Origin of the sequence: Cellulosimicrobium funkei (assembly GCF_001019615.1) — a bacterium.
Lineage (GTDB): Bacteria > Actinomycetota > Actinomycetes > Actinomycetales > Cellulomonadaceae > Cellulosimicrobium > Cellulosimicrobium cellulans_E.
Window position 1 is genome coordinate 1 of sequence record NZ_JNBQ01000011.1, and the last position, 24,346, is coordinate 24,346.

Annotated in this window: 23 protein-coding genes; 22 read left to right on the top strand and 1 reads right to left on the bottom strand. The window is 73.4% G+C overall.

Annotated elements, in window-relative coordinates; all coding sequences use genetic code 11:
- Window positions 1-290: 290 nt before the first annotated feature.
- The 17 genes from rho (at window position 291) to nucS (ending at window position 15,549) form a co-directional block, all read left to right on the top strand.
- Window positions 291-1,889, top strand: a complete 1,599-nt coding sequence (gene rho, locus FB00_RS10565; RefSeq protein ID WP_231581803.1) for a transcription termination factor Rho — start codon at window positions 291-293, stop codon at window positions 1,887-1,889.
- A 166-nt stretch (window positions 1,890-2,055) separates the two neighbouring features.
- A complete protein-coding gene (gene rpmE, locus FB00_RS10570; protein WP_047232891.1) occupies window positions 2,056-2,274 on the top strand; it encodes a 50S ribosomal protein L31 in 219 nt (72 codons plus the stop codon).
- A gap of 163 nt (window positions 2,275-2,437) precedes the next feature.
- Window positions 2,438-3,541, top strand: coding sequence for a peptide chain release factor 1 (prfA, locus tag FB00_RS10575; protein WP_047232892.1), 1,104 nt, complete (start codon window positions 2,438-2,440; stop codon window positions 3,539-3,541).
- A complete protein-coding gene (gene prmC / locus FB00_RS10580) occupies window positions 3,534-4,523 on the top strand; it encodes a peptide chain release factor N(5)-glutamine methyltransferase (RefSeq protein ID WP_047232893.1) in 990 nt (329 codons plus the stop codon). Before prfA ends, prmC begins: the two co-directional genes overlap by 8 nt.
- Window positions 4,520-5,248, top strand: coding sequence for an L-threonylcarbamoyladenylate synthase (locus FB00_RS10585; RefSeq protein WP_047232894.1), 729 nt, complete (start codon window positions 4,520-4,522; stop codon window positions 5,246-5,248). Before prmC ends, FB00_RS10585 begins: the two co-directional genes overlap by 4 nt.
- Window positions 5,245-6,501: an MraY family glycosyltransferase gene (locus tag FB00_RS10590; protein ID WP_047232895.1), complete on the top strand. Its 1,257-nt coding sequence runs from the start codon at window positions 5,245-5,247 to the stop codon at window positions 6,499-6,501. Before FB00_RS10585 ends, FB00_RS10590 begins: the two co-directional genes overlap by 4 nt.
- Window positions 6,498-6,992, top strand: coding sequence for a hypothetical protein (locus FB00_RS10595; protein WP_052877585.1), 495 nt, complete (start codon window positions 6,498-6,500; stop codon window positions 6,990-6,992). The genes FB00_RS10590 and FB00_RS10595 overlap by 4 nt, the downstream gene beginning before the upstream one ends.
- A gap of 229 nt (window positions 6,993-7,221) precedes the next feature.
- Window positions 7,222-8,016 (top strand): F0F1 ATP synthase subunit A, encoded by a 795-nt coding sequence (gene atpB / locus FB00_RS10600; RefSeq protein WP_231581804.1) that lies wholly within the window; start codon window positions 7,222-7,224, stop codon window positions 8,014-8,016.
- A gap of 110 nt (window positions 8,017-8,126) precedes the next feature.
- Window positions 8,127-8,363, top strand: a complete 237-nt coding sequence (locus FB00_RS10605) for an ATP synthase F0 subunit C (protein ID WP_047232897.1) — start codon at window positions 8,127-8,129, stop codon at window positions 8,361-8,363.
- Window positions 8,363-8,962 carry a F0F1 ATP synthase subunit B gene (locus FB00_RS10610; RefSeq protein ID WP_047232898.1) on the top strand — a complete coding sequence of 200 codons (600 nt, stop codon included), beginning with the start codon at window positions 8,363-8,365 and terminating at the stop codon, window positions 8,960-8,962. Before FB00_RS10605 ends, FB00_RS10610 begins: the two co-directional genes overlap by 1 nt.
- Complete coding sequence (locus tag FB00_RS10615; RefSeq protein ID WP_047232899.1) at window positions 8,962-9,777, top strand: F0F1 ATP synthase subunit delta; 816 nt, start codon at window positions 8,962-8,964, stop codon at window positions 9,775-9,777. Before FB00_RS10610 ends, FB00_RS10615 begins: the two co-directional genes overlap by 1 nt.
- Window positions 9,778-9,886: 109 nt before the next feature.
- Window positions 9,887-11,518: a F0F1 ATP synthase subunit alpha gene (gene atpA / locus FB00_RS10620; RefSeq protein ID WP_047232900.1), complete on the top strand. Its 1,632-nt coding sequence runs from the start codon at window positions 9,887-9,889 to the stop codon at window positions 11,516-11,518.
- A 2-nt stretch (window positions 11,519-11,520) separates the two neighbouring features.
- Window positions 11,521-12,417, top strand: a complete 897-nt coding sequence (locus FB00_RS10625; RefSeq protein WP_047232901.1) for a F0F1 ATP synthase subunit gamma — start codon at window positions 11,521-11,523, stop codon at window positions 12,415-12,417.
- A gap of 91 nt (window positions 12,418-12,508) precedes the next feature.
- Window positions 12,509-13,990, top strand: a complete 1,482-nt coding sequence (atpD, locus tag FB00_RS10630) for a F0F1 ATP synthase subunit beta (protein WP_047232902.1) — start codon at window positions 12,509-12,511, stop codon at window positions 13,988-13,990.
- Window positions 13,991-14,092: 102 nt separating this feature from the next.
- Window positions 14,093-14,359, top strand: a complete 267-nt coding sequence (locus FB00_RS10635; protein WP_047232903.1) for a F0F1 ATP synthase subunit epsilon — start codon at window positions 14,093-14,095, stop codon at window positions 14,357-14,359.
- A 13-nt stretch (window positions 14,360-14,372) separates the two neighbouring features.
- On the top strand, window positions 14,373-14,789 hold the full coding sequence (locus FB00_RS10640; protein WP_047232904.1) for a DUF2550 domain-containing protein: 417 nt from the start codon (window positions 14,373-14,375) through the stop codon (window positions 14,787-14,789).
- 64 nt (window positions 14,790-14,853) lie between these two features.
- Window positions 14,854-15,549, top strand: a complete 696-nt coding sequence (nucS, locus tag FB00_RS10645) for an endonuclease NucS (RefSeq protein WP_047232905.1) — start codon at window positions 14,854-14,856, stop codon at window positions 15,547-15,549.
- A 124-nt stretch (window positions 15,550-15,673) separates the two neighbouring features.
- Here the strand turns inward: nucS and FB00_RS10650 are convergent, their stop codons facing one another.
- Window positions 15,674-19,054 carry an MGH1-like glycoside hydrolase domain-containing protein gene (locus tag FB00_RS10650; RefSeq protein ID WP_052877586.1) on the bottom strand — a complete coding sequence of 1,127 codons (3,381 nt, stop codon included), beginning with the start codon at window positions 19,052-19,054 and terminating at the stop codon, window positions 15,674-15,676.
- A gap of 177 nt (window positions 19,055-19,231) precedes the next feature.
- Between FB00_RS10650 and FB00_RS10655 the strand changes: the two genes are divergently transcribed.
- The 5 genes from FB00_RS10655 to FB00_RS10675 all read left to right on the top strand — a co-directional run bounded on the left by FB00_RS10655 (window position 19,232) and on the right by FB00_RS10675 (window position 24,288).
- On the top strand, window positions 19,232-19,963 hold the full coding sequence (locus FB00_RS10655; protein WP_082141218.1) for a TetR/AcrR family transcriptional regulator: 732 nt from the start codon (window positions 19,232-19,234) through the stop codon (window positions 19,961-19,963).
- A complete protein-coding gene (locus FB00_RS10660) occupies window positions 19,960-20,976 on the top strand; it encodes a YndJ family protein (RefSeq protein ID WP_052877587.1) in 1,017 nt (338 codons plus the stop codon). The genes FB00_RS10655 and FB00_RS10660 overlap by 4 nt, the downstream gene beginning before the upstream one ends.
- Window positions 20,973-21,494 (top strand): DUF1990 family protein, encoded by a 522-nt coding sequence (locus FB00_RS10665; RefSeq protein ID WP_047232906.1) that lies wholly within the window; start codon window positions 20,973-20,975, stop codon window positions 21,492-21,494. The genes FB00_RS10660 and FB00_RS10665 overlap by 4 nt, the downstream gene beginning before the upstream one ends.
- An 80-nt stretch (window positions 21,495-21,574) precedes the next feature.
- A complete protein-coding gene (locus tag FB00_RS10670; RefSeq protein ID WP_047232907.1) occupies window positions 21,575-22,852 on the top strand; it encodes an N-acetylglucosamine-6-phosphate deacetylase in 1,278 nt (425 codons plus the stop codon).
- 380 nt (window positions 22,853-23,232) lie between these two features.
- Window positions 23,233-24,288 (top strand): LacI family DNA-binding transcriptional regulator, encoded by a 1,056-nt coding sequence (locus tag FB00_RS10675; RefSeq protein WP_052877588.1) that lies wholly within the window; start codon window positions 23,233-23,235, stop codon window positions 24,286-24,288.
- Window positions 24,289-24,346: the final 58 nt, after the last annotated feature.

Genomic DNA, 24,346 nt, shown 5'->3' on the forward strand with positions numbered 1-24,346 from the left:
CGCGGGCCGTGAGACGAGCGAGGCGCCCGCCGCCTCCGGGCGCGGCCGCAGCCGCCGCGCCGAGCGCCCCGCCGCGAGCCCGGCGGGCACCACCGACACCGCGACGACGGCGCGTCAGGACGCGCCCTCGGCCGCGAGCCGCGAGGAGCGCACCGCCGCTCCCGTGCTCGACCTGCCCGTGCGCGCCGACGAGCAGCGCACGGACCAGCGGGGGGGAGCGTCGCGACGGCCGTCGCGACTCCCGCTCGGAGGCCGCCGCCGCGGTCGCCGAGGCGCTCGGCGAGCAGGGCGTGCGCACGCGCGACACCTCGAACGAGTCCGCCGACGAGCGCGCCGCGCGCGCCGCCGCGGCGGTCGGCCTCGTCACGGGCGAGCGGGGCTCGCGCCGTGCGGGCCGCGGCGCCGGCGCCCCCCGGACCGGGGAGGGCGACGGCGACGCGACGCGCGCCGACCGTCAGCGCGACCAGCAGGGCGGCGAGCGCCAGCGCGACCAGCAGGGCGGTCAGCAGCGCGAGCAGCAGGGCGGCGGCCAGCAGACCCGCGGCGAGCGCCAGGCGGACCGGCGGGACGACCGCCAGCTGCTGGACGACGAGCGCGGCGGCCGCCGGCGCCGGGGCCGCGACCGCGGCCGCGAGCGCGACCGCAAGCGCGGCCGGAACCGCCAGGGTCCGGACGTCGCGGGCCTCGACGACATCGAGGTCAACGAGGACGACGTGCTGCTCCCCGTCGCGGGCATCCTCGACATCCTCGACAACTACGCGTTCGTGCGCACCAGCGGGTACCTGCCGGGCCAGAACGACGTCTACGTCTCGCTCGGCCAGGTGAAGAAGGCCGGCCTGCGCCGCGGCGACGCGGTCACGGGCGCCGTGCGCCAGCCGCGCGAGGGCGAGAACCAGGGCAGCACGGCGCGCCAGAAGTTCAACGCGCTCGTGCGCCTGGACACCGTCAACGGCATGTCGCCCGACGAGGCGCGCCAGCGCCCCGAGTTCACCAAGCTCACGCCGTTGTACCCGCAGGACCGCCTGCGCCTGGAGAACACCGAGGCGACGCGTCTGACGCCGCGCGTGATCGACATCGTCGCGCCGATCGGCAAGGGCCAGCGCGGCCTCATCGTCGCGCCGCCCAAGGCCGGCAAGACGATCATCATGCAGCAGATCGCGAACGCGATCACGGCCAACAACCCCGAGGTCCACCTCATGGTGGTGCTCGTGGACGAGCGGCCCGAAGAGGTCACGGACATGGAGCGGACGGTGAAGGGCGAGGTCATCGCCTCGACGTTCGACCGCCCCGCGTCCGACCACACGATCGTCGCCGAGCTCGCGATCGAGCGCGCGAAGCGCCTGGTCGAGCTCGGTCAGGACGTCGTCGTGCTCCTCGACTCGCTCACCCGCCTGTCGCGCGCGTACAACCTCGCGGCGCCCGCCTCGGGCCGCATCCTGTCCGGTGGTGTGGACGCGTCCGCGCTCTACCCGCCCAAGCGGTTCTTCGGCGCGGCCCGCAACATCGAGAACGGCGGCTCGCTGACGATCCTCGCCTCGGCGCTCGTCGAGACGGGCTCGAAGATGGACGAGGTCATCTTCGAGGAGTTCAAGGGCACGGGGAACATGGAGCTCCGCCTGTCGCGCAACCTCGCGGACAAGCGCATCTTCCCGGCCGTGGACGTCAACGCGTCCGGCACGCGCCGCGAGGAGATCCTCCTGTCGCAGGACGAGCTGAAGATCGTCTACAAGCTCCGTCGTGTCATGGGCGCCCTCGACCAGCAGCAGGCGATCGAGCTGCTGCTCGGCCAGCTCAAGAAGACCCAGACGAACGTCGAGTTCCTGCTCCACGTCCAGAAGACCACGCCCGGTGGTCTGGCGGACGACGACAACGTCGGCCGCACGATCTGACGGTCGTCCGGCAGGAGCCGACGGCGGGCGGCCCCGGGAAGTTCTCGGGGCGCCCGCGCGTTCTGGCACAATAGTTCGTCGGCCTGCGATCGTCAGGCCGCCTGTCGCCGGTTCACAGGCGCGGTCGCCGCACCTGACCCGGAGACGTCACCCCAAGGAGAAAACCGTGAAGTCTGGTATCCACCCCGAGTACGTCGTCACCGAGGTGACCTGCACCTGTGGGAACACCTTCGTGACGCGCAGCACCGAGGCGTCGGGCAAGATCAGCTCTGACGTGTGCAGCGCCTGCCACCCGTTCTACACGGGCAAGCAGAAGATCCTCGACACCGGTGGCCGCGTGGCCCGCTTCCAGGCGCGCTACGGCAAGAAGGACGCCGGCAAGTAGCCGCTCCGCAGCGCCGGTGGTCCGAGCCCGACAACCTCTCCAGGGGCAGTCGGCGAGCTCGGACCACCGGCGCTGTTGCTTTGCCCGAGCGATCCTCCGATCCTCGCGCGGTCGCCGCCCCGGCGCGCCGGCCGCGACCCAGCCCGCCACCGAGGAGCAGTCCGTGACCGAGTCGTTCGCCGCCGTCGAGCCGCTGCTGGCCGAGCACGCCGACATCGAGGGCCAGCTCGCCGACCCCGCCGTCCACGCGGACACCGGTCGTGCGCGCACGCTGGGGCGGCGCTACGCCGAGCTCAACCAGGTCGTCGGCGCGTACCGCGCGTGGCGCGAGGCGAGCGACGACGCCGAGGCCGCCGCCGAGCTCGTGGCCCTCGGGGGCGAGGACGGCGACGCGTTCGCCGCGGAGCTCCCGGGCCTGCGCGCCGCGGAGGAGGAGGCGCGCGAGCGGCTGCGCCGCGTGCTCGTGCCCCGCGACCCCGACGACGGGCGCGACGTCATCCTCGAGATCAAGGCGGGCGAGGGCGGCGAGGAGTCCGCCCTGTTCGCGGGCGACCTGCTGCGCATGTACCTGCGGTACGCGGAGCGTCGTGGCTGGAAGACCGAGGTCCTCGAGTCCACCGAGTCCGACCTCGGCGGCTACAAGGACGTCCAGGTCGCGGTCAAGGCGCGCAGCACGCCGACCGACCCCGCCGACGGCGTCTGGGCGAACCTCAAGTACGAGGGCGGCGTGCACCGCGTCCAGCGCGTGCCGGTGACCGAGTCGCAGGGCCGGATCCACACCTCCGCGGCCGGCGTGCTCGTGTTCCCCGAGGTGGAGGACGCGGGCGAGGTCGAGATCGACCCCCACGACCTGCGCATCGACGTGTACCGCTCGTCCGGACCCGGAGGGCAGTCCGTCAACACGACCGACTCCGCCGTGCGCATCACGCACCTGCCGACGGGGATCGTCGTGTCGATGCAGAACGAGAAGTCGCAGCTCCAGAACCGCGAGCAGGCGATGCGCGTGCTGCGCGCGCGCCTGCTCGCCGCGCAGCAGGAGGCCGCCGCCGCGGAGGCCGCCGACCTGCGCCGCTCCCAGGTCCGCACGGTCGACCGCTCCGAGCGCATCCGGACGTACAACTTCCCGGAGAACCGCATCGCGGACCACCGCACGGGGTACAAGGCCTACAACCTCGACCAGGTGCTCGACGGCGACCTCGACCCCGTCGTGCGCTCGGCGGTCGAGGCCGACGAGGCGGCCCGCCTCGCGAGCGCCGGCGATGCCTGAGCCGGTCGCTCCGAACCCGCCGTCGGACGCCCGCACCTCCACCTGGCTCCGCTGGGCGACGGCCGTCCTCGACGCCGCGGGGGTGCCCTCGGCGCGTGCGGACGCCGAGCTCCTGCTCGCCCACGCGCTCTCGGTGCCCCGGAGCGACGTGGCACGTCGCGCGATCCTCGGCACGCCCGTCCCCGACGACGTGGCGCCCGCCCTCGCGGAGCTCGTCGCCCGGCGCGCGCGGCGCGTGCCGCTCCAGCACCTCGTGGGCACCGCGCCGTTCCGGCACCTCGAGCTGGCCGTCGGGCCGGGCGTCTTCGTCCCGCGGCCCGAGACCGAGCAGGTCGCGCAGGTCGCCGTCGACGAGGCCCGCGCGGTCGTGGCCGGATCGGGGCGCGCGACCGTCGTCGACCTGTGCGCCGGCTCGGGGGCGATCGCGCTCGCCGTCGCGACGGAGGTCGCCGGGACCGACGTGCACGCGGTCGAGCTCGACGCCGCCGCCCACGCCTGGGCCGAGCGGAACGTGACGGCCGTGCGCGAGGCGAGCGGCGTCGTCGTGCACCTGGTGCGGGGCGACGCCCGCACGGCGCTCGCCGGGCCTGCCGCCGACGGCGGTCTCGACGGCACGGTCGACGTCGTCGTGTCCAACCCGCCGTACGTGCCCCCCGGTGCCGTCCCGCGCGACCCGGAGGTGGCCGACCACGACCCCGGCGTGGCGCTCTACGGCCTCGGGCCGGACGGTCTCGAGGTGCCGCGGGGGATCACGGCCGCGGCCGCGCGGCTCCTGCGCCCCGGCGGTCTCTACGTCATGGAGCACGCCGAGGTCCAGGCCGCGGCCGCGCGCGACATGGTCGCGGCGACCGGCGCGTTCGCCGACGTCCGCACCGTCGTCGACCTTGCGGGACGCGACCGCATGGTCGTGGCCCGGCGCTCCGGACCCGAGCGCGCCGGTGACCCGGAGCCCGCCCGTGGGCGTGGAAGGATGGACCCGTGAGCTCCGTCCACCCCGTGACCGACCCGAACACCTGGGGCGCCGGCATCGACGAGGCGGTCAACGCGATCTCCCGCGGTGGCCTCGTCGTGCTGCCCACCGACACCGTCTACGGCATCGGCGCCGACGCCTTCGACGCCGAGGCCGTCGCCGCGCTGCTCGCGGCCAAGGGCCGTGGCCGACAGATGCCCCCGCCCGTGCTCGTGCCGGACGCCCGCACGCTCGACGGCCTCGCCACGGACGTGCCCGACGCGGCGCGCCGCCTCGTCGAGGCCTTCTGGCCCGGCGGCTTCACGATCATCCTGCGTGCCCAGCCCTCGCTCGCGTGGGACCTGGGGGAGACGCACGGGACCGTCGCGCTGCGCATGCCCGACCACCCGGCCGCGCTCGCGCTCCTGCGCCGCACCGGGCCGCTCGCGGTGTCGTCGGCGAACGCGACCGGCCGTCCCGCGGCCCTCGACGTCGACGACGCGCAGGCGCAGCTCGGCGACTCCGTGACGGTCTACCTCGACGGCGGCGTGGCGCCCGGCGGGGTGGCGTCGACCATCGTCGACGCGACGTCCGACACGCTGCGCGTCGTGCGCCAGGGCGCGGTCACGCTCGACCGGCTCCGCGAGGTCGCGGACGTCGCGGGCCCGGACGACCCGCCCGCCGGCGCTCCCACCGACGCGCCCACCGACGCTCAGACCACCGACGACGCCGGGGAGCCGGAGGCGAACGGCGGGTGAGGGTCTACCTGCTCGTGATGCTCGTCGCCGCCGTGGTGACGTTCCTCGCGACGCCCTTCGCGCGCTGGGTCGCGCTGCGCACCGGCGCGATCACCGCGGTGCGCGACCGCGACGTCCACACGATCCCGACCCCCCGGCTCGGCGGGCTCGCCATGCTGCTGGGCCTCGTGGTGGCGGTGGTCTTCGCGTCGCAGATGCCGTTCCTCGAGAGCGTGTTCGTCAGCGAGGTCGCGGGCCGGCTCGTGGCGGACTCGCGGGCGTGGGGGATCGTCGGCGCGGCCGCGATCGTCTGCCTGCTCGGGATCGCCGACGACATCTGGGACCTCGACTGGATGACGAAGCTCGCGGGGCAGGTGCTCGCGGCGGGGTTCATGGCGGCCCAGGGGGTCGTCCTCTTCACGCTCCCCCTCGGGATCGGCGAGCAGCAGCTCATCTGGTCCTCGCGCCTCCAGCTCGCCGCGACGATCCTCGTCGTCGTCGTCGCGATGAACGCCGTGAACTTCGTCGACGGCCTCGACGGTCTCGCGGCCGGGCTCGTCGCGATCGGCGGTGCGGCGTTCTTCGTCTACTCCTACGTGCTCACGCAGAAGGCGAGCGCCGACGACTACTCGAGCCTCGCGACCCTCGTGATCGCCGTGCTCGTCGGCATCTGCGTGGGTTTCCTGCCGCACAACTTCCATCCGGCGCGCATCTTCATGGGGGACTCGGGGTCGATGGTCCTCGGGCTCGTCTTCTCCGCCGCGGCGATCGTCGTGACGGGCAAGATCGATCCCGACGCGCTCTCCGGCGCCCAGCAGATCCCGGCGTTCATCCCGATCCTGCTGCCGCTCGCGGTGATCCTCCTGCCCCTGCTCGACATGGGCATGGCGGTGGTGCGCCGGGTAGCGCGCGGGAAGTCGCCGTTCCACCCGGACCGCATGCACCTGCACCACCGGATGCTCGCGATCGGGCACTCGCACCGGCGCGCCGTGCTCATCCTCTACGTCTGGACGTCGGTGTTCGCGTTCGCCGCGGTCGCGCTCGTCCAGTGGCACTGGCACGGCGTGGCCGTGGGCCTCGCGGTCGCGGTCCTGGTCTCCGCGGTCCTCACGCTCGGCCCGCTGCGCACGCGCGGCCGGTTCCTCGACGACGACGCCGCGACCACGACGTCGTCCGTGCCCGTCACGACCACCACCTCCGACGACGACCCGAGCGAGGCCGCCCCGCCGTCCTCGCCCGCCGTCACGACCCCGCCGAAGGAAGCCCTCAGATGACCACGAGCCAGCCCGAACCCGCCCAGCCGGACGGCGCGGAGCCCGCCGAGAAGTCCGCCGAGCAGACGATCGGCCCGCACGGGCAGGCCGTCCGCGCGGTCTTCCGGACCGCGCTGCGGGACGTGCTCGTCCTGCTCGGCGCGCTCACGGTCCTCGGCGTCGCGATCGGTGCGCTCGTCGCCGGTCTGCCGGGCGTGTGGGGTGCCCTCCTCGGCGTGGGCGTGGCGCTGCTCTTCTCGGCCACCACGGTCTGGGCGATGCTCCGCACGGTGGACGCCAGCCCGACGACGACCGCGGCGGTCGTCATGGGGAGCTGGCTCGCGAAGATGGTCGTGCTCATCGTGATCCTCGTGGTCCTGCGCGGCATGGACTTCTACGACCGCTGGGTCTTCGCGGGGGTCCTGCTCGTCGGCGTCATCGGCTCCGCGGTGCTCGACTACCGGGCCGTGAGCAGGGGGCGCATCCCCTACGTCGAGCCCGACGCCCGCTGACCGACCGCGCCCCTACCAGGAGGGCGGCGCCCGGGCCAGGGACCAGTTGCCCGGAGCGCATGAGCAAAATGTCACAAGCGCCGCCAGATCGGCGTGAGCACGCCGATCCATACGTTAGGCTACTGGCGAATCCATGACGGCCAGGTCCGACGGCGTGCCCACCAACGAGTGACGGCTGCCCGGACCACACGACCATTGGGAGTCCACCCTGTCCACGCTTGCGACCCCCGTGCTCCTCGCTGCTTCCGAGAGCGAAGGTGGCTTCCACGCGCCGTCGATCGCCGACTTCTTCCCGCCGGCCATCCTCTTCGAGGGCACGATCTTCCAGATCGACCGCATCTGGATCGTCCGCGTCGTCGCGACGGTCGCCCTGCTGGCGATCTTCGTCATCGCGGCGCGCCGCGCGAAGCTCGTCCCCGGCCGGTTCCAGAACGCCATCGAGATGATCCTCGACTTCGTGCGCGTGCAGGTCGTCGAGGAGATCATGGGCAAGGAGAACGCCAAGCGTTTCGTGCCGATGATCACGACGATCTTCTGCGCGATCCTCGCGTTCAACATCACGGGCATCATCACCGGCCTCAACATGGCCGGCACCGCCCGGATCGGCATCCCGCTGCTCCTCGCCCTGTGGGTCTTCGTGACCTACTGGTACGTCGGCATCAAGAAGCACGGCCTCGGCGGCTACCTGAAGAGCAACCTGTTCCCCCCGGGGATCCCGGCGCCGATCTACCTGATCGTCACGCCGATCGAGCTGCTCCAGATCCTCATCATCCGGCCGGCCTCGCTGGCCATCCGTCTCGTCGCCAACATGGTCGCCGGGCACATCATGCTCGTGCTCTGCTTCGCGGCGACGCAGTACTTCTTCTTCGAGGCGGCTCCCGCGATGAAGGCGCTCGGCGTCCTCAGCCTGGCCGGCGGCTTCGCCTTCACGCTCTTCGAGATCCTGGTCGCGGCGCTGCAGGCGTACATCTTCGCCCTGCTCGCGGCGGTCTACATCAACATGTCGCTCGAGGAAGAGCACTGACCTGACGGTCGGCGCACCTCGCCGCTCGCACCACCAGCTCGCTCCAGACGCATCAACCCACGCGACGCCGGACCACCCAGGGCCGGCGCCCAACGGAAGGAACACCCATCGTGGACGTCACCACCCTCGCCGAGGTCACCGGTAACCTCAACTCGGTCGGCTACGGCCTCGCCGCGATCGGCCCGGGCATCGGCCTCGGTATCCTCATCGGCAAGACCATCGAGGGCATCGCCCGCCAGCCCGAGGTCGCCGGCCAGCTCCGCGCCACCATGTTCCTCGGTGTCGCGTTCGTCGAGCTCCTCGCCCTGCTGGGTCTCGTCGCCGGCTTCCTCTTCCCCGCGGCGTGATGTCGGCGCTGACGAGCGCCGCCGGTTCGCTGGTGGCGCAGACGGAGGAGCCGGAGGGGATCGACCTCTTCCTGCCGGCCGGCTACGACCTGCTCTGGTCGGCGGTCGTCCTCGTCGTCATCGCGATCGTCTTCTACAAGGCCATCCTGCCCAAGTTCCAGGCGGTGCTCGACGAGCGCACCGCGAAGATCGAGGGTGGCCTCGCCAAGGCGGAGTCCGCCCAGGCGGAGGCCGCGGCGGCGCTGGCGGAGTACCACCAGCAGCTCCAGGAGGCGCGCACGGAGGCGGCGAAGATCCGCGAGGAGGCACGGGCCGAGGGCTCGGCCATCGTCTCCGACCTGCGGGCGAAGGCGTCGGACGACGCCGCGCGCATCGTCGAGACGGCGCACCGCCAGATCGAGGCCGAGCGCCAGCAGGCCGCGGTCTCGCTGCGCAACGACGTGGGTCTGCTCGCGACGGAGCTCGCCTCGAAGATCGTGGGCGAGTCGCTCGCCGACTCGGCGCGCCAGAGCCGCGTCGTCGACCGCTTCCTCGACGAGCTCGAGGCCGCGGGTCCCGCGGCGGCGAGCGCGGCGGGCACGGCTTCCGAGGAGCGCTGATGCGCGGAACGAGCGGCGAGTCCCTGACGCAGGCGCGGGACCGGTTCGAGCCGGTCCTGCGCTCGGCGGGCGAGGGCGCGCTCGCGCTGGGCGAGCAGCTCTTCGCGGTCACCGCGGCGTTCGACGAGTCGGCGCCGCTGCGGCGCTCGCTCGCGGACCCGTCGCGGTCCGGCGCGGACAAGGCGGCCCTCGTGTCCGCCGTCCTCGCGTCGGGCTTCGACGAGCGGGTCGTGGACCTCGTGTCCGGCCTGGTCCGGTCCCGCTGGACCCGCGAGGGCGACCTCGCGGACGCGACCGAGCGCCTGGGCCTGGACGCGGTCCTCGCGTCGGCCGAGGCCCGCGGTGCGCTGGAGAAGGTCGAGGACGAGCTGTTCCGGACCTCGCGCGCGCTCGTCGGGCAGCGCGAGGCGCGGCAGGTCCTCTCGGACGACACGACCGACCCCGGGCGCCGTGCCGCGTTCGTGCACGCGCTGCTCGACGGCAAGGTCGACCGCGTCACCGAGGTGCTCGCGGTCCACGCGACGCGCGCGCTGCGCGGTCGCCGGTTCGTCCCGACGCTGGGGTGGATCGGGGAGATCGCGGCCGAGCGTCGCCAGCGCCTCGTCGCCTCGGTCACGTCGGCCGCGGTGCTCACGCAGGCGCAGCTCGACCGTCTCGCGGGACTGCTCGAGCGGGCCTACGGGCGAGCCGTGCAGCTCAACGTCACCGTGGACCCCACGGTGCTCGGCGGGCTGCGCGTCCAGGTGGGTGCCGACGTCGTGGACTCCACCGTGCTCTCCCGGCTCGCCGACGCGCGCCGTCGCCTCGTGAGCTGACGAGCCGACCCTTCCGACCGACGACCGTCCTGCCGGCCACCGGCCGCACAACCGACAAACGTTCGACCGCACCCGAACCACGAGGTGCGGCCACGACAGGAGAAGAGCAATGGCTGAGCTGACGATCCGGCCGGAGGAGATCCGGGCCGCTCTGGACAGCTTCGTGAAGTCCTACGAGCCCGAGGGCGCCGTGTCCGAGGAGGTGGGCCGGGTCACCCTGGCCGCCGACGGCATCGCCCAGGTCGAGGGTCTGCCGGGCGCGATGGCCAACGAGCTGCTGCGCTTCGAGGACGGGACCCTGGGTCTCGCCCTCACCCTCGACGTCCGCGAGATCGGTGTCGTCGTCCTCGGCGAGTTCACCGGCATCGAGGAGGGCCAGGAGGTCCGCCGGACCGGCGAGGTCCTCTCGGTCCCCGTCGGCGACGGGTACCTCGGTCGCGTCGTCGACCCGCTGGGCAACCCGATCGACGGCCTCGGCGAGGTCGCGACGGAGGGCCGCCGCGCCCTCGAGCTCCAGGCGCCCGGCGTCATGGACCGCAAGTCGGTCCACGAGCCGCTCCAGACCGGCCTCAAGGCGATCGACTCGATGATCCCGATCGGCCGCGGCCAGCGCCAGCTGATCATCGGTGACCGCCAGACGGGCAAGACGGCGATCGCGATCGACACGATCATCAACCAGAAGGCCAACTGGGAGTCGGGCGACCCCGAGAAGCAGGTCCGCTGCATCTACGTCGCCATCGGCCAGAAGGGCTCCACGATCGCGTCGGTGCGCGGCGCGCTCGAGGAGGCCGGCGCGCTCGAGTACACGACGATCGTCGCGGCTCCCGCGTCCGACCCGGCGGGCTTCAAGTACCTCGCCCCGTACACCGGCTCGGCCATCGGGCAGCACTGGATGTACGGCGGCAAGCACGTCCTCATCGTGTTCGACGACCTGTCGAAGCAGGCCGAGGCCTACCGTGCCGTGTCGCTCCTGCTGCGCCGCCCGCCGGGCCGCGAGGCGTACCCCGGTGACGTCTTCTACCTGCACTCCCGCCTGCTCGAGCGTTGCGCGAAGCTCTCGGACGAGCTCGGCGCCGGCTCGATGACGGGCCTGCCGGTCATCGAGACCAAGGGGAACGACGTCTCGGCGTACATCCCGACGAACGTCATCTCCATCACCGACGGCCAGATCTTCCTCCAGTCCGACCTGTTCAACGCCGACCAGCGCCCGGCCGTCGACGTCGGCATCTCGGTGTCCCGCGTCGGTGGTGCCGCGCAGGTCAAGGCCATGAAGCAGGTCTCCGGCACGCTGAAGCTCGAGCTCGCGCAGTTCCGTGCGCTCGAGGCGTTCGCGATGTTCGCGTCCGACCTCGACGCGGCGTCGCGCGGCCAGCTGAAGCGCGGCGCGGCCCTGATGGAGCTGCTCAAGCAGGGCCAGTACTCGCCGTACCCGGTCGAGGACCAGGTCGCGTCGATCTGGGCCGGCACCAAGGGCAAGATCGACGACGTCCCGGTCGAGGACGTGCGTCGCTTCGAGTCCGAGCTGCTCGACCACCTGCGCCGCAACACGGACGTCCTGTCGACGATCGCGGAGACCGGCAAGCTGTCGGACGAGACCGAGGCCCAGCTCTCCTCGGCGGTCGACACGTTCCGGTCCGGCTTCCTCACGGGTGACGGCACGCCGCTCGTCGGTGGGGACACCGAGGACGAGGCCGAGACGGAGATCGAGCAGGAGCAGATCGTCCGGCAGAAGAGGGCCTGACGATGGCCGGATCCCAGCGCGTCTACAAGCAGCGGATCAAGTCGACGCAGTCGCTCAAGAAGATGTTCCGCGCGCAGGAGCTCATCGCCGCGTCGCGGATCGGCAAGGCGCGCGACCGCACGGCCGCCGCGTCGCCGTACGCCCGGGCGATCACCCGGGCCGTGTCGGCCGTCGCGACCCACACGTCGACGAAGCACCCGCTGACGAGCGAGCGCACGGACACCAACCGCGTCGCGGTGCTCGTCGTCGCCTCCGACCGCGGCATGGCCGGCGCCTACTCGGCGTCGATCATCCGCGAGACGGAGCGCCTCGTCGAGCGTCTCGTGGCCGAGGGCAAGGAGGTCGCGCTCTACGGGGCCGGTCGTCGTGCGATCTCGTACTACACGTTCCGCGGGCGTGAGCTCGCCGGGTCGTGGTCGTACGGGTCGGACGCGCCCAACTCCGAGGTCGCGGGCGAGATCGCGGACGCCCTGCTCGGGGCGTTCCTCGCGCCGGCGGCAGAGGGCGGTGTGAGCGAGCTGCACATCGTGTACACGCAGTTCGTCAACATGGTCACGCAGCGCCCGCGCGTCGTGCGGATGCTCCCGCTCGAGGTCGTCGAGGGCGTCGCCCCGGCGGGCAAGCACGACGTGCTCCCGCTGTACGACTTCGAGCCCTCGCCCGAGGCCGTGCTCGACGAGCTGCTCCCTCGCTACGTGCGCAGCCGGATCTTCAGCTGCCTCCTCGAGGCGGCGGCGTCCGAGCTCGCGGCACGTCAGCGCGCGATGCACACGGCGACGGACAACGCGGAGGACCTCATCCGCAACTACACGCGGCTGGCGAACCAGGCGCGTCAGGCGGACATCACCCAGGAGATCAGCGAGATCGTCTCGGGTGCCGACGCCCTGGCGGCGTCATGACGGGCCGCACGGCCCGCGCGGCCAGCACCATCACCGACATCCTGACCGACACCGCCGGGGACCACTCCGGCACTGCGAAGCGAGGCCAGCAATGACCGCCACCACCGTGGAAGCACAGGTCGAGCACTCCAGCGGTCCCGGCGTGGGCCGGGTCGCTCGTGTGATCGGCCCCGTCGTGGACATCGAGTTCCCGGCGGACGCGATCCCCGACATCTACAACGCGCTGACCGTCGAGATCGACCTCTCGTCGCAGGGCGAGGGCGAGAAGTCGTTCACGCTCACGCTCGAGGTCGCCCAGCACCTGGGTGACTCGCTCGTGCGCGCCATCGCCCTCAAGCCGACGGACGGCCTCGTCCGCGGTGCCCAGGTCACCGACACCGGCGCGCCGATCAGCGTGCCCGTCGGCGACGTCACCAAGGGCAAGGTCTTCAACGTCACGGGCGACGTGCTCAACGGCGCTCCGGGCGAGACGGTCGAGGTCACCGAGCGCTGGCCGATCCACCGCAAGCCCCCGGCGTTCGACCAGCTCGAGTCGAAGACCACGATGTTCGAGACGGGCATCAAGGTCATCGACCTCCTCACCCCGTACGTCCAGGGTGGGAAGATCGGCCTCTTCGGTGGTGCGGGCGTCGGCAAGACCGTCCTCATCCAGGAGATGATCCAGCGCGTGGCGCAGGACCACGGTGGCGTGTCCGTGTTCGCCGGCGTCGGCGAGCGCACGCGTGAGGGCAACGACCTCATCGTCGAGATGGAGGAGGCCGGCGTCTTCGACAAGACCGCCCTCGTCTTCGGCCAGATGGACGAGCCCCCGGGCACGCGTCTTCGCGTCGCGCTCTCCGCGCTGACCATGGCGGAGTACTTCCGCGACGTGAAGAAGCAGGACGTCCTCCTGTTCATCGACAACATCTTCCGCTTCACGCAGGCGGGCTCCGAGGTGTCGACGCTGCTCGGCCGCATGCCCTCCGCGGTCGGCTACCAGCCGAACCTCGCGGACGAGATGGGTCTGCTCCAGGAGCGCATCACCTCGACGCGTGGTCACTCGATCACGTCGCTCCAGGCGATCTACGTGCCGGCGGACGACTACACCGACCCGGCGCCGGCGACGACGTTCGCGCACCTCGACGCGACGACCGAGCTCTCCCGTGAGATCGCCTCGCGCGGTCTGTACCCCGCGGTGGACCCGCTCGCGTCGACGAGCCGCATCCTCGACCCGCGCTACGTGGGCCAGGAGCACTACGACGTCGCGACGCGCGTGAAGTCGATCCTGCAGCGCAACAAGGAGCTCCAGGACATCATCGCGATCCTCGGTGTGGACGAGCTCTCGGAGGAGGACAAGACGGTCGTCGCGCGTGCGCGCCGCATCCAGCAGTTCCTCTCCCAGAACACCTACATGGCCGAGAAGTTCACGGGCGTCGTCGGCTCGACGGTGCCGCTGAGCGAGACCATCGAGGCGTTCAAGAAGATCGCGGACGGCGAGTTCGACCACGTCGCCGAGCAGGCGTTCTTCAACATCGGTGGCCTCGAGGACCTCGAGCGCAACTGGGCGCGCATCCAGCAGGAGTACGGCGCCTGATCCGACGCAGACGCGGGGCCGGGCCGCTCGGCCCGGCCCCGCGGGCGTCGCACCCGGACCCGGACACCACGCCGGGCATGAACCGCCCATGAAGGAGTTCCCGTGGCACAGCTGAACGTCGACCTCGTGGCGGCGGACCGCAAGATCTGGTCGGGCCGCGCGCAGCGGGTCACGGCCCCTGCGGCGGACGGTGAGATCGGCATCCTCGCGGACCACTCGCCCCTGCTCTCCGTGCTGCGCGAGGGCTCGGTGCGCATCGTGGCCGAGGGTGAGACCCTCGACGTGCGCGTCAGCGGAGGGTTCCTCTCCGTCGACTCCAACCAGGTCACGATCGTCGCGGACTCGGTCGAGTCCGTACCGGCCCGCTGACCCTCGCACGACCATGACGCCCCTGGCCTGGCTCGCGATCGGACTGCTCGTCCTCGTCCTTCTCGCGATCGGGCTGGGGGCGTGGCGTCTGCGCGCCCTGTCCCACCGCGTCGGCTCGTTCGAGTGCGGTGCACGGCGCGCGGGCGCGGCCGGTGCCCCCTGGGTCGCGGGCATCGCGCACTACGGCGTCGGTCGTATCGACTGGTGGCGGCTGTGGTCGGTGTCGATCCGCCCCGCCCGGACGTGGTCGCGCTACGACCTCGTCATCGCGGGCCGCGAGCCGTTCGTCGGCGACGGCCCCGACACCTACCTCGTCCGGTGCCGCTACCACGGCCAGGACTTCGAGCTCACGATGTCGCGCGCCGCGTACGAGGGGCTCGCCTCCTGGCTGGAGGCCGCGCCGCCCGGTCGGCGCGACGTCGTCGTCTGAGGCGTCGCCCGTGGGCTGACGCCGCGTCCCGGACCGCCCACCATCGACCCGGAGGACCTGCCTCATGCGTCTCGTCGTCGCCCGCTGCTCCGCCCGCTACACCGGCCGTCTCTCGGCCCACCTGCCGCTCGCGACGCGCGTGCTCATCGTCAAGGCCGACGGGAGCGTGCTGCTGCACTCCGACGGCGGCTCGTACAAGCCCCTCAACTGGATGAGCCCTCCGTGCTCGCTCGCGGTCCGCGAGCCGTCCGAGGAGGCGCGCGAGCGCGGCGTGACCGAGGTCTGGGCGGTGCAGCACGCCAAGAGCGACGACCGCCTCGAGATCGAGCTCCACGAGGTCCAGCACGACAGCTCGCACGACCTGGGCATCGACCCGGGCCTCGTCAAGGACGGCGTGGAGGCCCACCTCCAGGAGATGCTCGCCGCGCAGATCGAGCTGCTCGGCTCGGGGCACACGCTCGTGCGCCGCGAGTACCCGACCGCGATCGGCCCCGTGGACATCCTCGCGAAGGACGCGAGCGGCGCGACCGTCGCCGTCGAGATCAAGCGCAGGGGCGACATCGACGGCGTCGAGCAGCTCACGCGCTACCTCGAGCTGCTCAACCGCGACCCGCTCCTCGCCCCCGTGCGCGGCGTGTTCGCCGCGCAGGAGATCAAGCCGCAGGCGCGCGTCCTCGCGACGGACCGGGGGATCGGCTGCCTCGTGCTCGACTACGACGCGATGCGCGGCGTCGACGACGTGGACTCCCGCCTCTTCTGACGCGCGAGACTTCCGGCGCGGGAGCCGCCCACCCGGACGAGCAGGCGGTCGTGGCGCGTCTCGCAGCGGAGAAGGGCCACGACCGCCTGGTCGAGGGGTCAGGACCGCGGGCTCGGCCGACCGGTCAGCACGTGAGGGCCGCGAACGGCGCCGCGTGCTCGGTGACCGTCCCGGCGGCGTCCGTCACCTGCACCGTCGCCGAGCCCGCCGGGATCGACGCGGCGCGCGCGGAGAACGACTGGTAGGCGTTGGCGCCCGGGGCGACGCCCGTGATCGTGCGCGACCCGAACGGCGTCACGAGCTCGACGTCCACCGGGCCGCCCGCCCCGGGGCCGCCCGTCCCGACGTACGACGCCCGGACCGCGACGTACGCCGTGCCGGCGAGGCAGCGCGGCACCGCGGTGACGTCGACCTGGGGCGTGGGCACGTCGGTGGTGCGGGACCTCACCTCGAACGACGCGACGCTCACCGTGCCGCGGTCGGCCCGGAAGCCGATCGTCGGCAGGAGCTCGGCGAGCACGTCCGGGTCGGACGTGTCGAGCGCGCCGCCGGTCGTCGTGCCGCCGTACCAGGTCCACCCGCCGTCCTCCTCGGCGAACACGTCGACGCGCGCGCCGTTCACCTGGAGGGCGATCCGGTCGCCGGGGCCGTAGCCCCGCAGGCCGAAGTACGGTGACGACCCGTCCGCGCCCCCGACGTAGTCGAGGCCCGAGGCGACGTTCGTGTGGTTGAACCACGCGAGCGCGTAGGTGCGGTCCGCCGCGGCGAGGCCGAGGAACAGCGAGTCCTCCTGCGTGCCCGCTCCGGAGAACGCGCCGATCTCCGCGATGACCACGGACGTCGGCGTCGCGCGGGCCGTGCGGTGCCCGTACAGCCCCCAGTAGCGCGCGTCGCCGGACGCGGCGAGCACCCCGTCGCCGGCCGCGACGGCCGGCAGCGCCTCGCCGGAGGGCCGCAGCGTCGTCCAGTCCGCGGTCGTGTCGGCGTCGAAGTCGTCGTGCAGCACGACGTCGTCGTACCAGGCCGGGTCGAACGTCAGCCGGGCGGTCGTCGTCGCGTGTGCCTCCTCCGGCGTGCTCGACCCGCCCCAGCGCACGACGGCGCCGATCCGCACCTCGCTGCCGGGGACGGCGTCGGGCCCGGGTGTGACGTCCCACGACCGGGTCGCCCGGTCCCACGCGCCGAGGTCGAGCGGGCCTTCCGCGCCCACGGCGACGGCGGTCCAGCCGGCCGGGAGGTCGGGCGAGACCTCGGCGCCGGCGACGGCGTCGTCGCGCGTCGAGATCGTCACGTCGACGCGCGCGGCGCGCCCGACGGCGGGCTCCGCGGCCTCGACGCGTGCCGAGACGGCGCGGGACACGGGACTCCAGGACTCGAGCTCGGTCACCCCGACGGACTTCCCGGGGGCGGCGTCGAACGTGAGGCGGTAGCTCGTCGTCCGGAGCGGCGGGAACGTGATGCGGTTCAGGCCGTTGCCGACGGGCTGCTCGGGCACGCGCGTCTGGTCGGGGACGACCTGCCAGGCCGCGCCGTCCCAGTACTCGAGCTCGTAGCCGGCAGCGGGCTGGACGGCGTCGGCGTCCTGGTAGCCGTGGAAGCGGACGTCGCCGATCGTCGTCGGTTCGGCGAACTCGACCCCGAGCCAGTCGCGCGCGTTCGGCGAGGAGTAGTTCGACCAGCGCGTGTTCTGCGGCACCTCGTCGTACCAGACCTTGCCGTCGAGGACCCGCCACGCGTCGTCGTACCGCCACGTGGAGGAGGCGACGGGGCGCGGGTAGGCGTTCCGGAGCGGGTTCGCCGACGTGTTGACGGCGTGGGGGAGGCGCTGCGGGTCGCCGCTCGGCACCGGGACCTCGACCGGGTCGGCGCCCTCGGCGACCGCGTCGGCGTCGGCGTGCAGCACCTGCTCGCCGTCGACGTAGACGCGCAGGCCCGCGCCCGCCCCGTAGCGCGAGCCGTCGCGGTCGAAGAGGACCGTGACGTTGCGCCCGTGGTAGGGCACGTTCTCCGCGGCGAACCAGTCCCAGTCGGCGGGCACGAGCGGGTCGAGCACGAGCGAGTCGTCGGACTGCGGCTGGAGGCCGAGGAGGTCCTGGAGCACGAGGTCCACGTAGCTGGAGTGCAGGTAGTCCTCGGAGTGGTTGTTCCCGTCGTAGATCCAGCGGTCCTCGTCGGGGTGGTGCGCCTCGGCGACGTACGGCTCGCCGTCGCGGAACTGCGTGCGGACGTAGGTGTCGAACAGGTCGAGGTAGTCCGCGCGCGTGAGGTCGCCCGCGGCGTCGTCGCGCAGCGCCGTCGCGACGCCGTCGAGCGTGAGCGACGTCGAGAACGGCCACGACGGCCCGTCCCACTTGCAGCAGCCCTGGTCGGACGAGCGCCAGAAGTCGGGGGAGCGGCGCTCGGTCACGGTCGGACCGTACGGCGCCGCGAACCCCTGCGGGTCGAGGAGCTGGTCGAGCGCGACCGCCTGCTCGGGCGTGGCGAGGCCGAACTTCCACGGCACGAACCCGACGTCGAGCCGGTCGCGCAGCCGCTCGTGGTCCGGGTTCTCCCAGTCCACGACGTCGTAGAAGAAGTCGCGCTCGTCGTCCCAGAGGTAGGTGTCCACGGCCTCGCGCAGCGCGGCGGCGCGGTCGCGGTACTCCGTCGCGGTCGCCTCGTCGCCGTTGAGCGTCGCGACCTCGACGAGCGCGAGCATGTCCCCGTAGAGGTAGGCGTTGATCGACGGCCGGAACGTGTGGCGACCCGCGTAGTCGCGGTCGGTCACGTACGACGCGGGCGAGCTCTCCTTGGCGTCGTACTCGGGCGTCTGCCAGTAGAGCCCGAGGTCGGCGTCGAACTGGTTCCCCCAGTCCTCGACGAAGGTCTCCAGCTCGGGCTGGAGCGCGCGCAGGCGGTCGAGGTTGCCGGTGACCTTCGCGCGCTCGACGATCGCGGTGACCGCCCAGAAGGAGTACTGGTGCGCCCAGTCGGCGGCCTCGGGGTTCTGCGCCGGCTCGATCTGGCCGGGGCCTGTGAGCCAGTAGTCCTCGTAGTCGTCGAGATAGCGCTGGTCGCGCAGCCAGCGGCCCTCGGCGAGCTGGTGGCCCGCCGCGGCGTTGATGGCCTGGTACGGCGCGGCGTAGCCGCAGCAGTCGAGGAACTCCGTGAGCACCCAGCCCGTGCCGGGCTCGGTGTAGCGCAGGTGCTCCTTGAGCACGCGCCAGCGGTAGTAGTAGACCGCCTCGGCGTCCGCGTCGGGGAGGTCGACGACCGGGACGTTGGCTGCGTACCAGTCGGGGTCGGCGTAGCCGTCGAGCTTCTCGCGGACGTCGACGAACGAGGTCCCCGGCCCGACCTCGGGCCGGTCGAGGGGCGTCGTCGGGTCGCCGGTCGTGGCAGCCGGGGACGTGGCGGGGACGGCCGCGGGGACCGGCGGCGTCGCCGCGACCGCCGGTGCCGCGAGGGCGAGGGCCAGGAGGCCGGAGGCGAGCGCCAGGGCGCCCGTCGAGCGTGGTCGTCGCATGCGTGTCCTTCGTCGTCGAAGAGCGGGTCCCGCGTGGTCCAGGCACGGGGACGTGACTGCGCTGTCGGCCACAGATTCCCACAAGAGCAAACAGAAAACAACAGCCGTAGCCTCCCGCGTCCGCCGGCGGCCAGGCGCATGGTAGGTTTTGAACATGTTCAAAAAAGGCCTCGGCGCATGAGCGCGACGCCGAAGTCCGAGCGCACGCGCGCGCACCTGCGCGACGTCGCGGTGCGGATGCTGCGCGACGTCGGGTACGAGCGCACGACCATGCGCGCGGTGGCCGCCGAGGCCGGCGTGAGCACGGGGAACGCGTACTACCACTTCCCGTCCAAGGACGCGCTCGTCCAGGAGCTCTACCTCGAGGTGCAGCGCGAGCACGCGGAGCGCGCCGCCCCCGTGCTCGCCCGCGGCGGCTCGCTCGCCGACCGGCTGCGCGGCGTCTGGGGGGCGTCGGTCGACGCGTTCGCCCCCTTCCACGCGTTCGGAGGCGAGTTCGTGTCGGTCGCGATCCGCCCCGGCTCGGACGCGAGCCCCTTCTCCGCCGCCTCCTCCGGCTCGCGCGACCTCTCGCGCGCCCTCTTCGAGGAGGTCGTCGCCGGGACGTCGACGCGCGTCCCCGAGCGGCTGCGCGCCCAGCTCCCCGAGCTGCTGTGGCTCGCCCAGCTCGGCATCACGCTCTTCTGGGTGCACGACACCTCGCCCGGGTTCGCGCGCACCCGCCGGCTCGTCGACGGCGGGGCGGCGCTCGTCGGCAGCCTCGTCCGGCTCGCCCGGCTGCCCGTCGCGCGCGGTGTGGTCGACGGCGTCCTGGGCCTCGTGCGCGCGGTCCACCCGGGAACGCCCGGGGCGACGGTCCCGGCGGACGCGGCCCGCGGGCGCGGGGGCGAGCAGGAGGTGGGCGCGTGAGCCCCGCCGGCGCGGCCCTCGTCTCGGGCCTGGTCGTCCTCGGCATGGTCGTGGTCCTGCCGCTCGGCCTCCGGCTCCTGGGGCCCGACGTCGTCCCCGCGGCGCGCAGCGTGGCGTGGCCCCTCGCGGGGGTCGCGGGGGCCGCCGCCGTGGTGCTCCCGCACGGCACCGTGTCCGTTCTCCTCGCGCTCGTCTTCGCGGCGGCGACCGTCGTGCTCGCCGGCGCGGGCGCGCGGCTGGCGGTGCGCACGGTGCGCGACGTCCGCGACGGGCGGGTCGCCGCGGCGGGACTTGCCTCGCGCGCGGCGACCGCGACCGCGCTGGTCATGCCGGCGGTCGGGGCCAGCGCGCTGGTCGCCGAGCGTGCCGGGTGGGGGCTCCTCGGGTTCTCCGGGACGTATCTCGCGCTCACGGTCCCGCACATGCTCTACGCCGGGTTCGGCGCGGCACTGGTCGCGGGCACGGTCGCGCACCTCGCGGTCACCGACCGGCTCGCGGTCGCCGGCGCGTGGGGCGTGCCGGTCGGGACGGTGCTCGTGCTCGCCGGCTACTTCGTCGGCGACGTGGCCGAGCTCGTCGGCGCGGGAGTGCTCACGCTCGCCCTGTGGGCGACGGCGGTCGCGGCGGTCCGCTCTCTCGCGCGACCTTCCGGTCCGGCGCGTGCGGCCGGAGGCGGGCACCTCGCGGCTCCCGGGAGCCCGGCGAGCACGGCGGGCGCCCGTGCGCTGGTCGGGACGGGTGCCGTCGTCGTCGGGCTGTCGATGCTGCTCGCGCTCTGGTGGGCCGCGGGCGAGGCGCTCGGTTTCGCGCACCCGAGCCTCGACGTCATGGCGGCGACGCACGGCGTCGCGAACGCGCTCGGATTCGTGCTCTGCACCCTCCTCGGGCTGCGGGTCCTCGCGGCCCGGCAGGTGCTTCCGCACGAGGTCGAGGGTGTGGACGAGGGGCGTCGCGACGCGGGACAGGACACGACACGCGGGCCCGGGCGGGCCCCGGAGGGGAGTGCGGCATGACGTTCACGTACCCGGAGGTCGGCGCGACCCGGACGGACAGCTGGCCCGCGGGGTATCGCCACCTGCACGTGCGCCGTCGGCTCACGGATCGGCCCCGGACGCCTGACGACCTCGCGTGGCTCGGGGAGCAGCTCCTCACGTGGCGCGTGCACGCCGCGGCGCGCGTGCGGCTCGAGACGGGGGCGCCGGTCGCCGAGCCCGGTGCGCGGGTGACGACGCTGCTCGGTGTCGGGCGGCTCCGCCTGCACGAGCCGTGCGAGGTCGTGTGGGTCGAGCGGTCCGCGTACCGGGTCGCATTCGGGTACGGCACCCTCCCCGGGCACGCGTTCGTGGGGGAGGAGCGCTTCGCCGTCGAGCGCGACGAGGCGGGCGACCTGTGGTGGAGCATCGACGTGTTCAGCCGCCCGGTGCTGTGGTGGGTGCGCCCGCTCGCCTTCGCCGTGCCGACGTTCCAGCGGCTCTTCGCCCTGCACCTCGGCCGCGGCGCGAGGCGGCTGCTCGCCTCGCGCGACCGCTGACGTCTCGCCTCCCGACCCCCGCGCGTCCACGGCCGCACGAGTTTGCACGCCAGGTGTACGAAGTGCGCCAGAATGAGCCCATGACCGACGCCCGCAGCCCTCGTCCCGACCAGCAGCCCGGTACCGCGCGAGTCCTCGTGGGCCGCGTCGTCACCCCCACGGGAGTGCTCGACGACGGCGTCGTGGCCGTGCAGGACGGGCGTGTCGCGTGGGTGGGCGCCCGAGCGGACGCCGCGGCCGCGGGGTACGCCGACGTGCCCGCCGGCGACGGGGCGACGCTGCTCCCCGGGCTCGTCGACGTCCACGACCACGGCGGGGGCGGGTCGAGCTTCCCCGACGCGACGAGCGTCGAGGAGGCGCGCGTCGCCGCGCGCGAGCACCTGCGCCACGGCACGACGAGCCTCGTCGCCTCGCTCGTCACGGCCCCGCGCGACGTCCTGCTCGAGCGCACGGCGAACCTCGCGGACCTCGCCGACGCGGGCGAGATCGTCGGCATCCACCTCGAAGGGCCGTTCCTCTCCGAGGTGCGGTGCGGCGCGCAGAACCCGCACGACATGCTCGAGGGCGACCCGGACCTCGTGCGCGCGATCGCGGCCGCGGCGCGCGGGTACCTGCGGACCATGACCGTCGCGCCCGAGGTGCCGGGCGTCGTGGGCGCCGGGGGAGTGATCGAGACGCTCGTCGAGGTCGGGGCGCTACCGTCGATCGGGCACACCGACGCGAGCACGGAGCAGACCGAGGCGGCGATCGCGGCAGGCGTCGCGGCGCTCGCGGCCGCCGGTCGGCCCGGCGCGCGGCTGACCGCGACGCACCTGTTCAACGGCATGCGGCCGCTGCACCACCGTGAGCCCGGCCCCATCGCGGCGTGCCTCGCGGCGGCCGCGCGCGGCGAGCTGGTCGTCGAGCTCGTGGCCGACGGCACGCACCTCGCGCACGGCACGATCCGCAGCGTCGTCGAGCTCGTGGGGTCGCACGTCGGTGCCGACGGCGCCGTCGCCGGGCCGGACGCCGTCGCGCTCGTCACCGACGCCATGGCCGCGGCGGGCATGGCGGACGGCGCCTACGAGCTCGGGCCGATGCGCGTCACCGTCGCGCACGGCGTCGCGCGGCTCACCGAGGGCGGTTCCATCGCGGGCGGCACGTACCACCTGCTCGACGTCGTGCGCGAGACGGTCGAGGCCGGCGTGCCGCTGGTCGACGCCGTCCGTGCCGCGTCGTGGACGCCAGCCGGCGTGCTCGGCCTCGACGACCGCGGCGGCCTCGTCGCGGGCCGCCGCGCCGACGTCGTCGTCACGGACGCCGACCTGCGTGTCCGCGAGGTCCTGCGCGCGGGCGACCCGGTCGACCTCGCGCCCTGACCCGCCCGCGCCCGCACCCGTCGCGCGGCCGACCGCACCCGCCGAACCCGGGGTCGTTCCTCACCCAGCCCGTCCCGTGAGGAGCGACCCCGGTCTCGTCCGGTCGGGGGAGCGCGGCGAACCCGGGGGCGCGGGCGACCTGCGGGTCGAAGCCACCGATATGCCCGGGTTCGGCGCTCCGCAGGGCTGGCGGGTCGTCTCCCGCGTCGGCCCAGGTCGGCGGGGGTGCCCTCAACCAGAGAGCGCGTTCTCGCTCCGCGGGCTTGACTCTCCTCATTTGTTCATCCAATACTCGTAACAGCGAAGCGCTTCGACGATGCGTTTCGACGAAGCGCTTCGACGGACGAGGCGACGGACCGGACCACAGGGGAGTGGTGGCGATGGCGACGATGCAGGACGTGGCGCGACGCGCGCAGGTCTCGCTGAGCACGGTCTCCTACGCGCTGTCCGGGACCCGTCCCGTCTCCGACGCCACGCGCCGTCGCATCGAGGACGCGATGTCCGAGCTCGGCTACCAGCCCAACGCGATGGCCCGCGGGCTCGCGTCGCGCCGCAGCCACGTGCTGGCGCTGATCTACCCCGCGATGGAGAAGGGCCTCGGCGGCACGGTCGCCGAGTTCGTCTCGTCCGCCGCGGAGACGGCGCGCGAGAACGGCTACCACCTCGTGCTGTGGCCCTTCCGCACGACCCAGGCCCCGGAGGTCCGCGATCTCGTGCGCCAGGGGATGGCGGACGGCGTCCTGCTCATGGAGGTCGCGCTCGACGACGACCGCGTCGACGTGCTCGACGAGGCCGGCGTCCCGTACACGATGATCGGCCGGACGCGCGACGTCACGGACCGGCCGTCCGTGGACATCGACTTCGAGCGCACGACGGACGACGCGGTCCAGCACCTCGTCGACCTGGGGCACCGGCACGTCGCCCTCGTGAACCACTCGCAGGCGACGGCGGACGACGGCTACGCGCCGACGTTCCGCGCCGAGGAGGGCTTCGAGGCGGCCATGCGTCGCCGCGGGCTCGAACCGATCGCGCTGCGCGTCGACGAGTCCCCGCGCGCGGGCCGCGACGCCGTCGCGACGTTGCTCGAGCGAGAGCCGCGCCTGACGGCCTTCGTCACCATGAACGAGATCGCGACGTTCGGCGTCGTCGCCGAGCTGCAGCAGCGCGGCGTCGCGATCCCCACCGACATGTCGATCCTGTCGATCGTCACGTCGCCCGGCGTCGGGGAGATGAGCAACCCGCCGCTGACCACGATGCACGCGCCCGGGGCCGAGCTCGGCCGCCTGGGCGTGCAGAAGCTGCTGTCCCTCGTGGACGGCTCCCGTCCGAGCACGCCGAACGTGCTCATCCCGTGCGTCCTCGAACCCGGCAGCAGCGTCGCCCCCGCGGCCGGCCGGGCCCCGGACGACGACGACCGCGAGCCCGAGGCTCGCTGAACCGACCGGCCGGGCGACGCCCCGGTCACCCTCCGGCTCCAGCGCCGGAACTCGATGA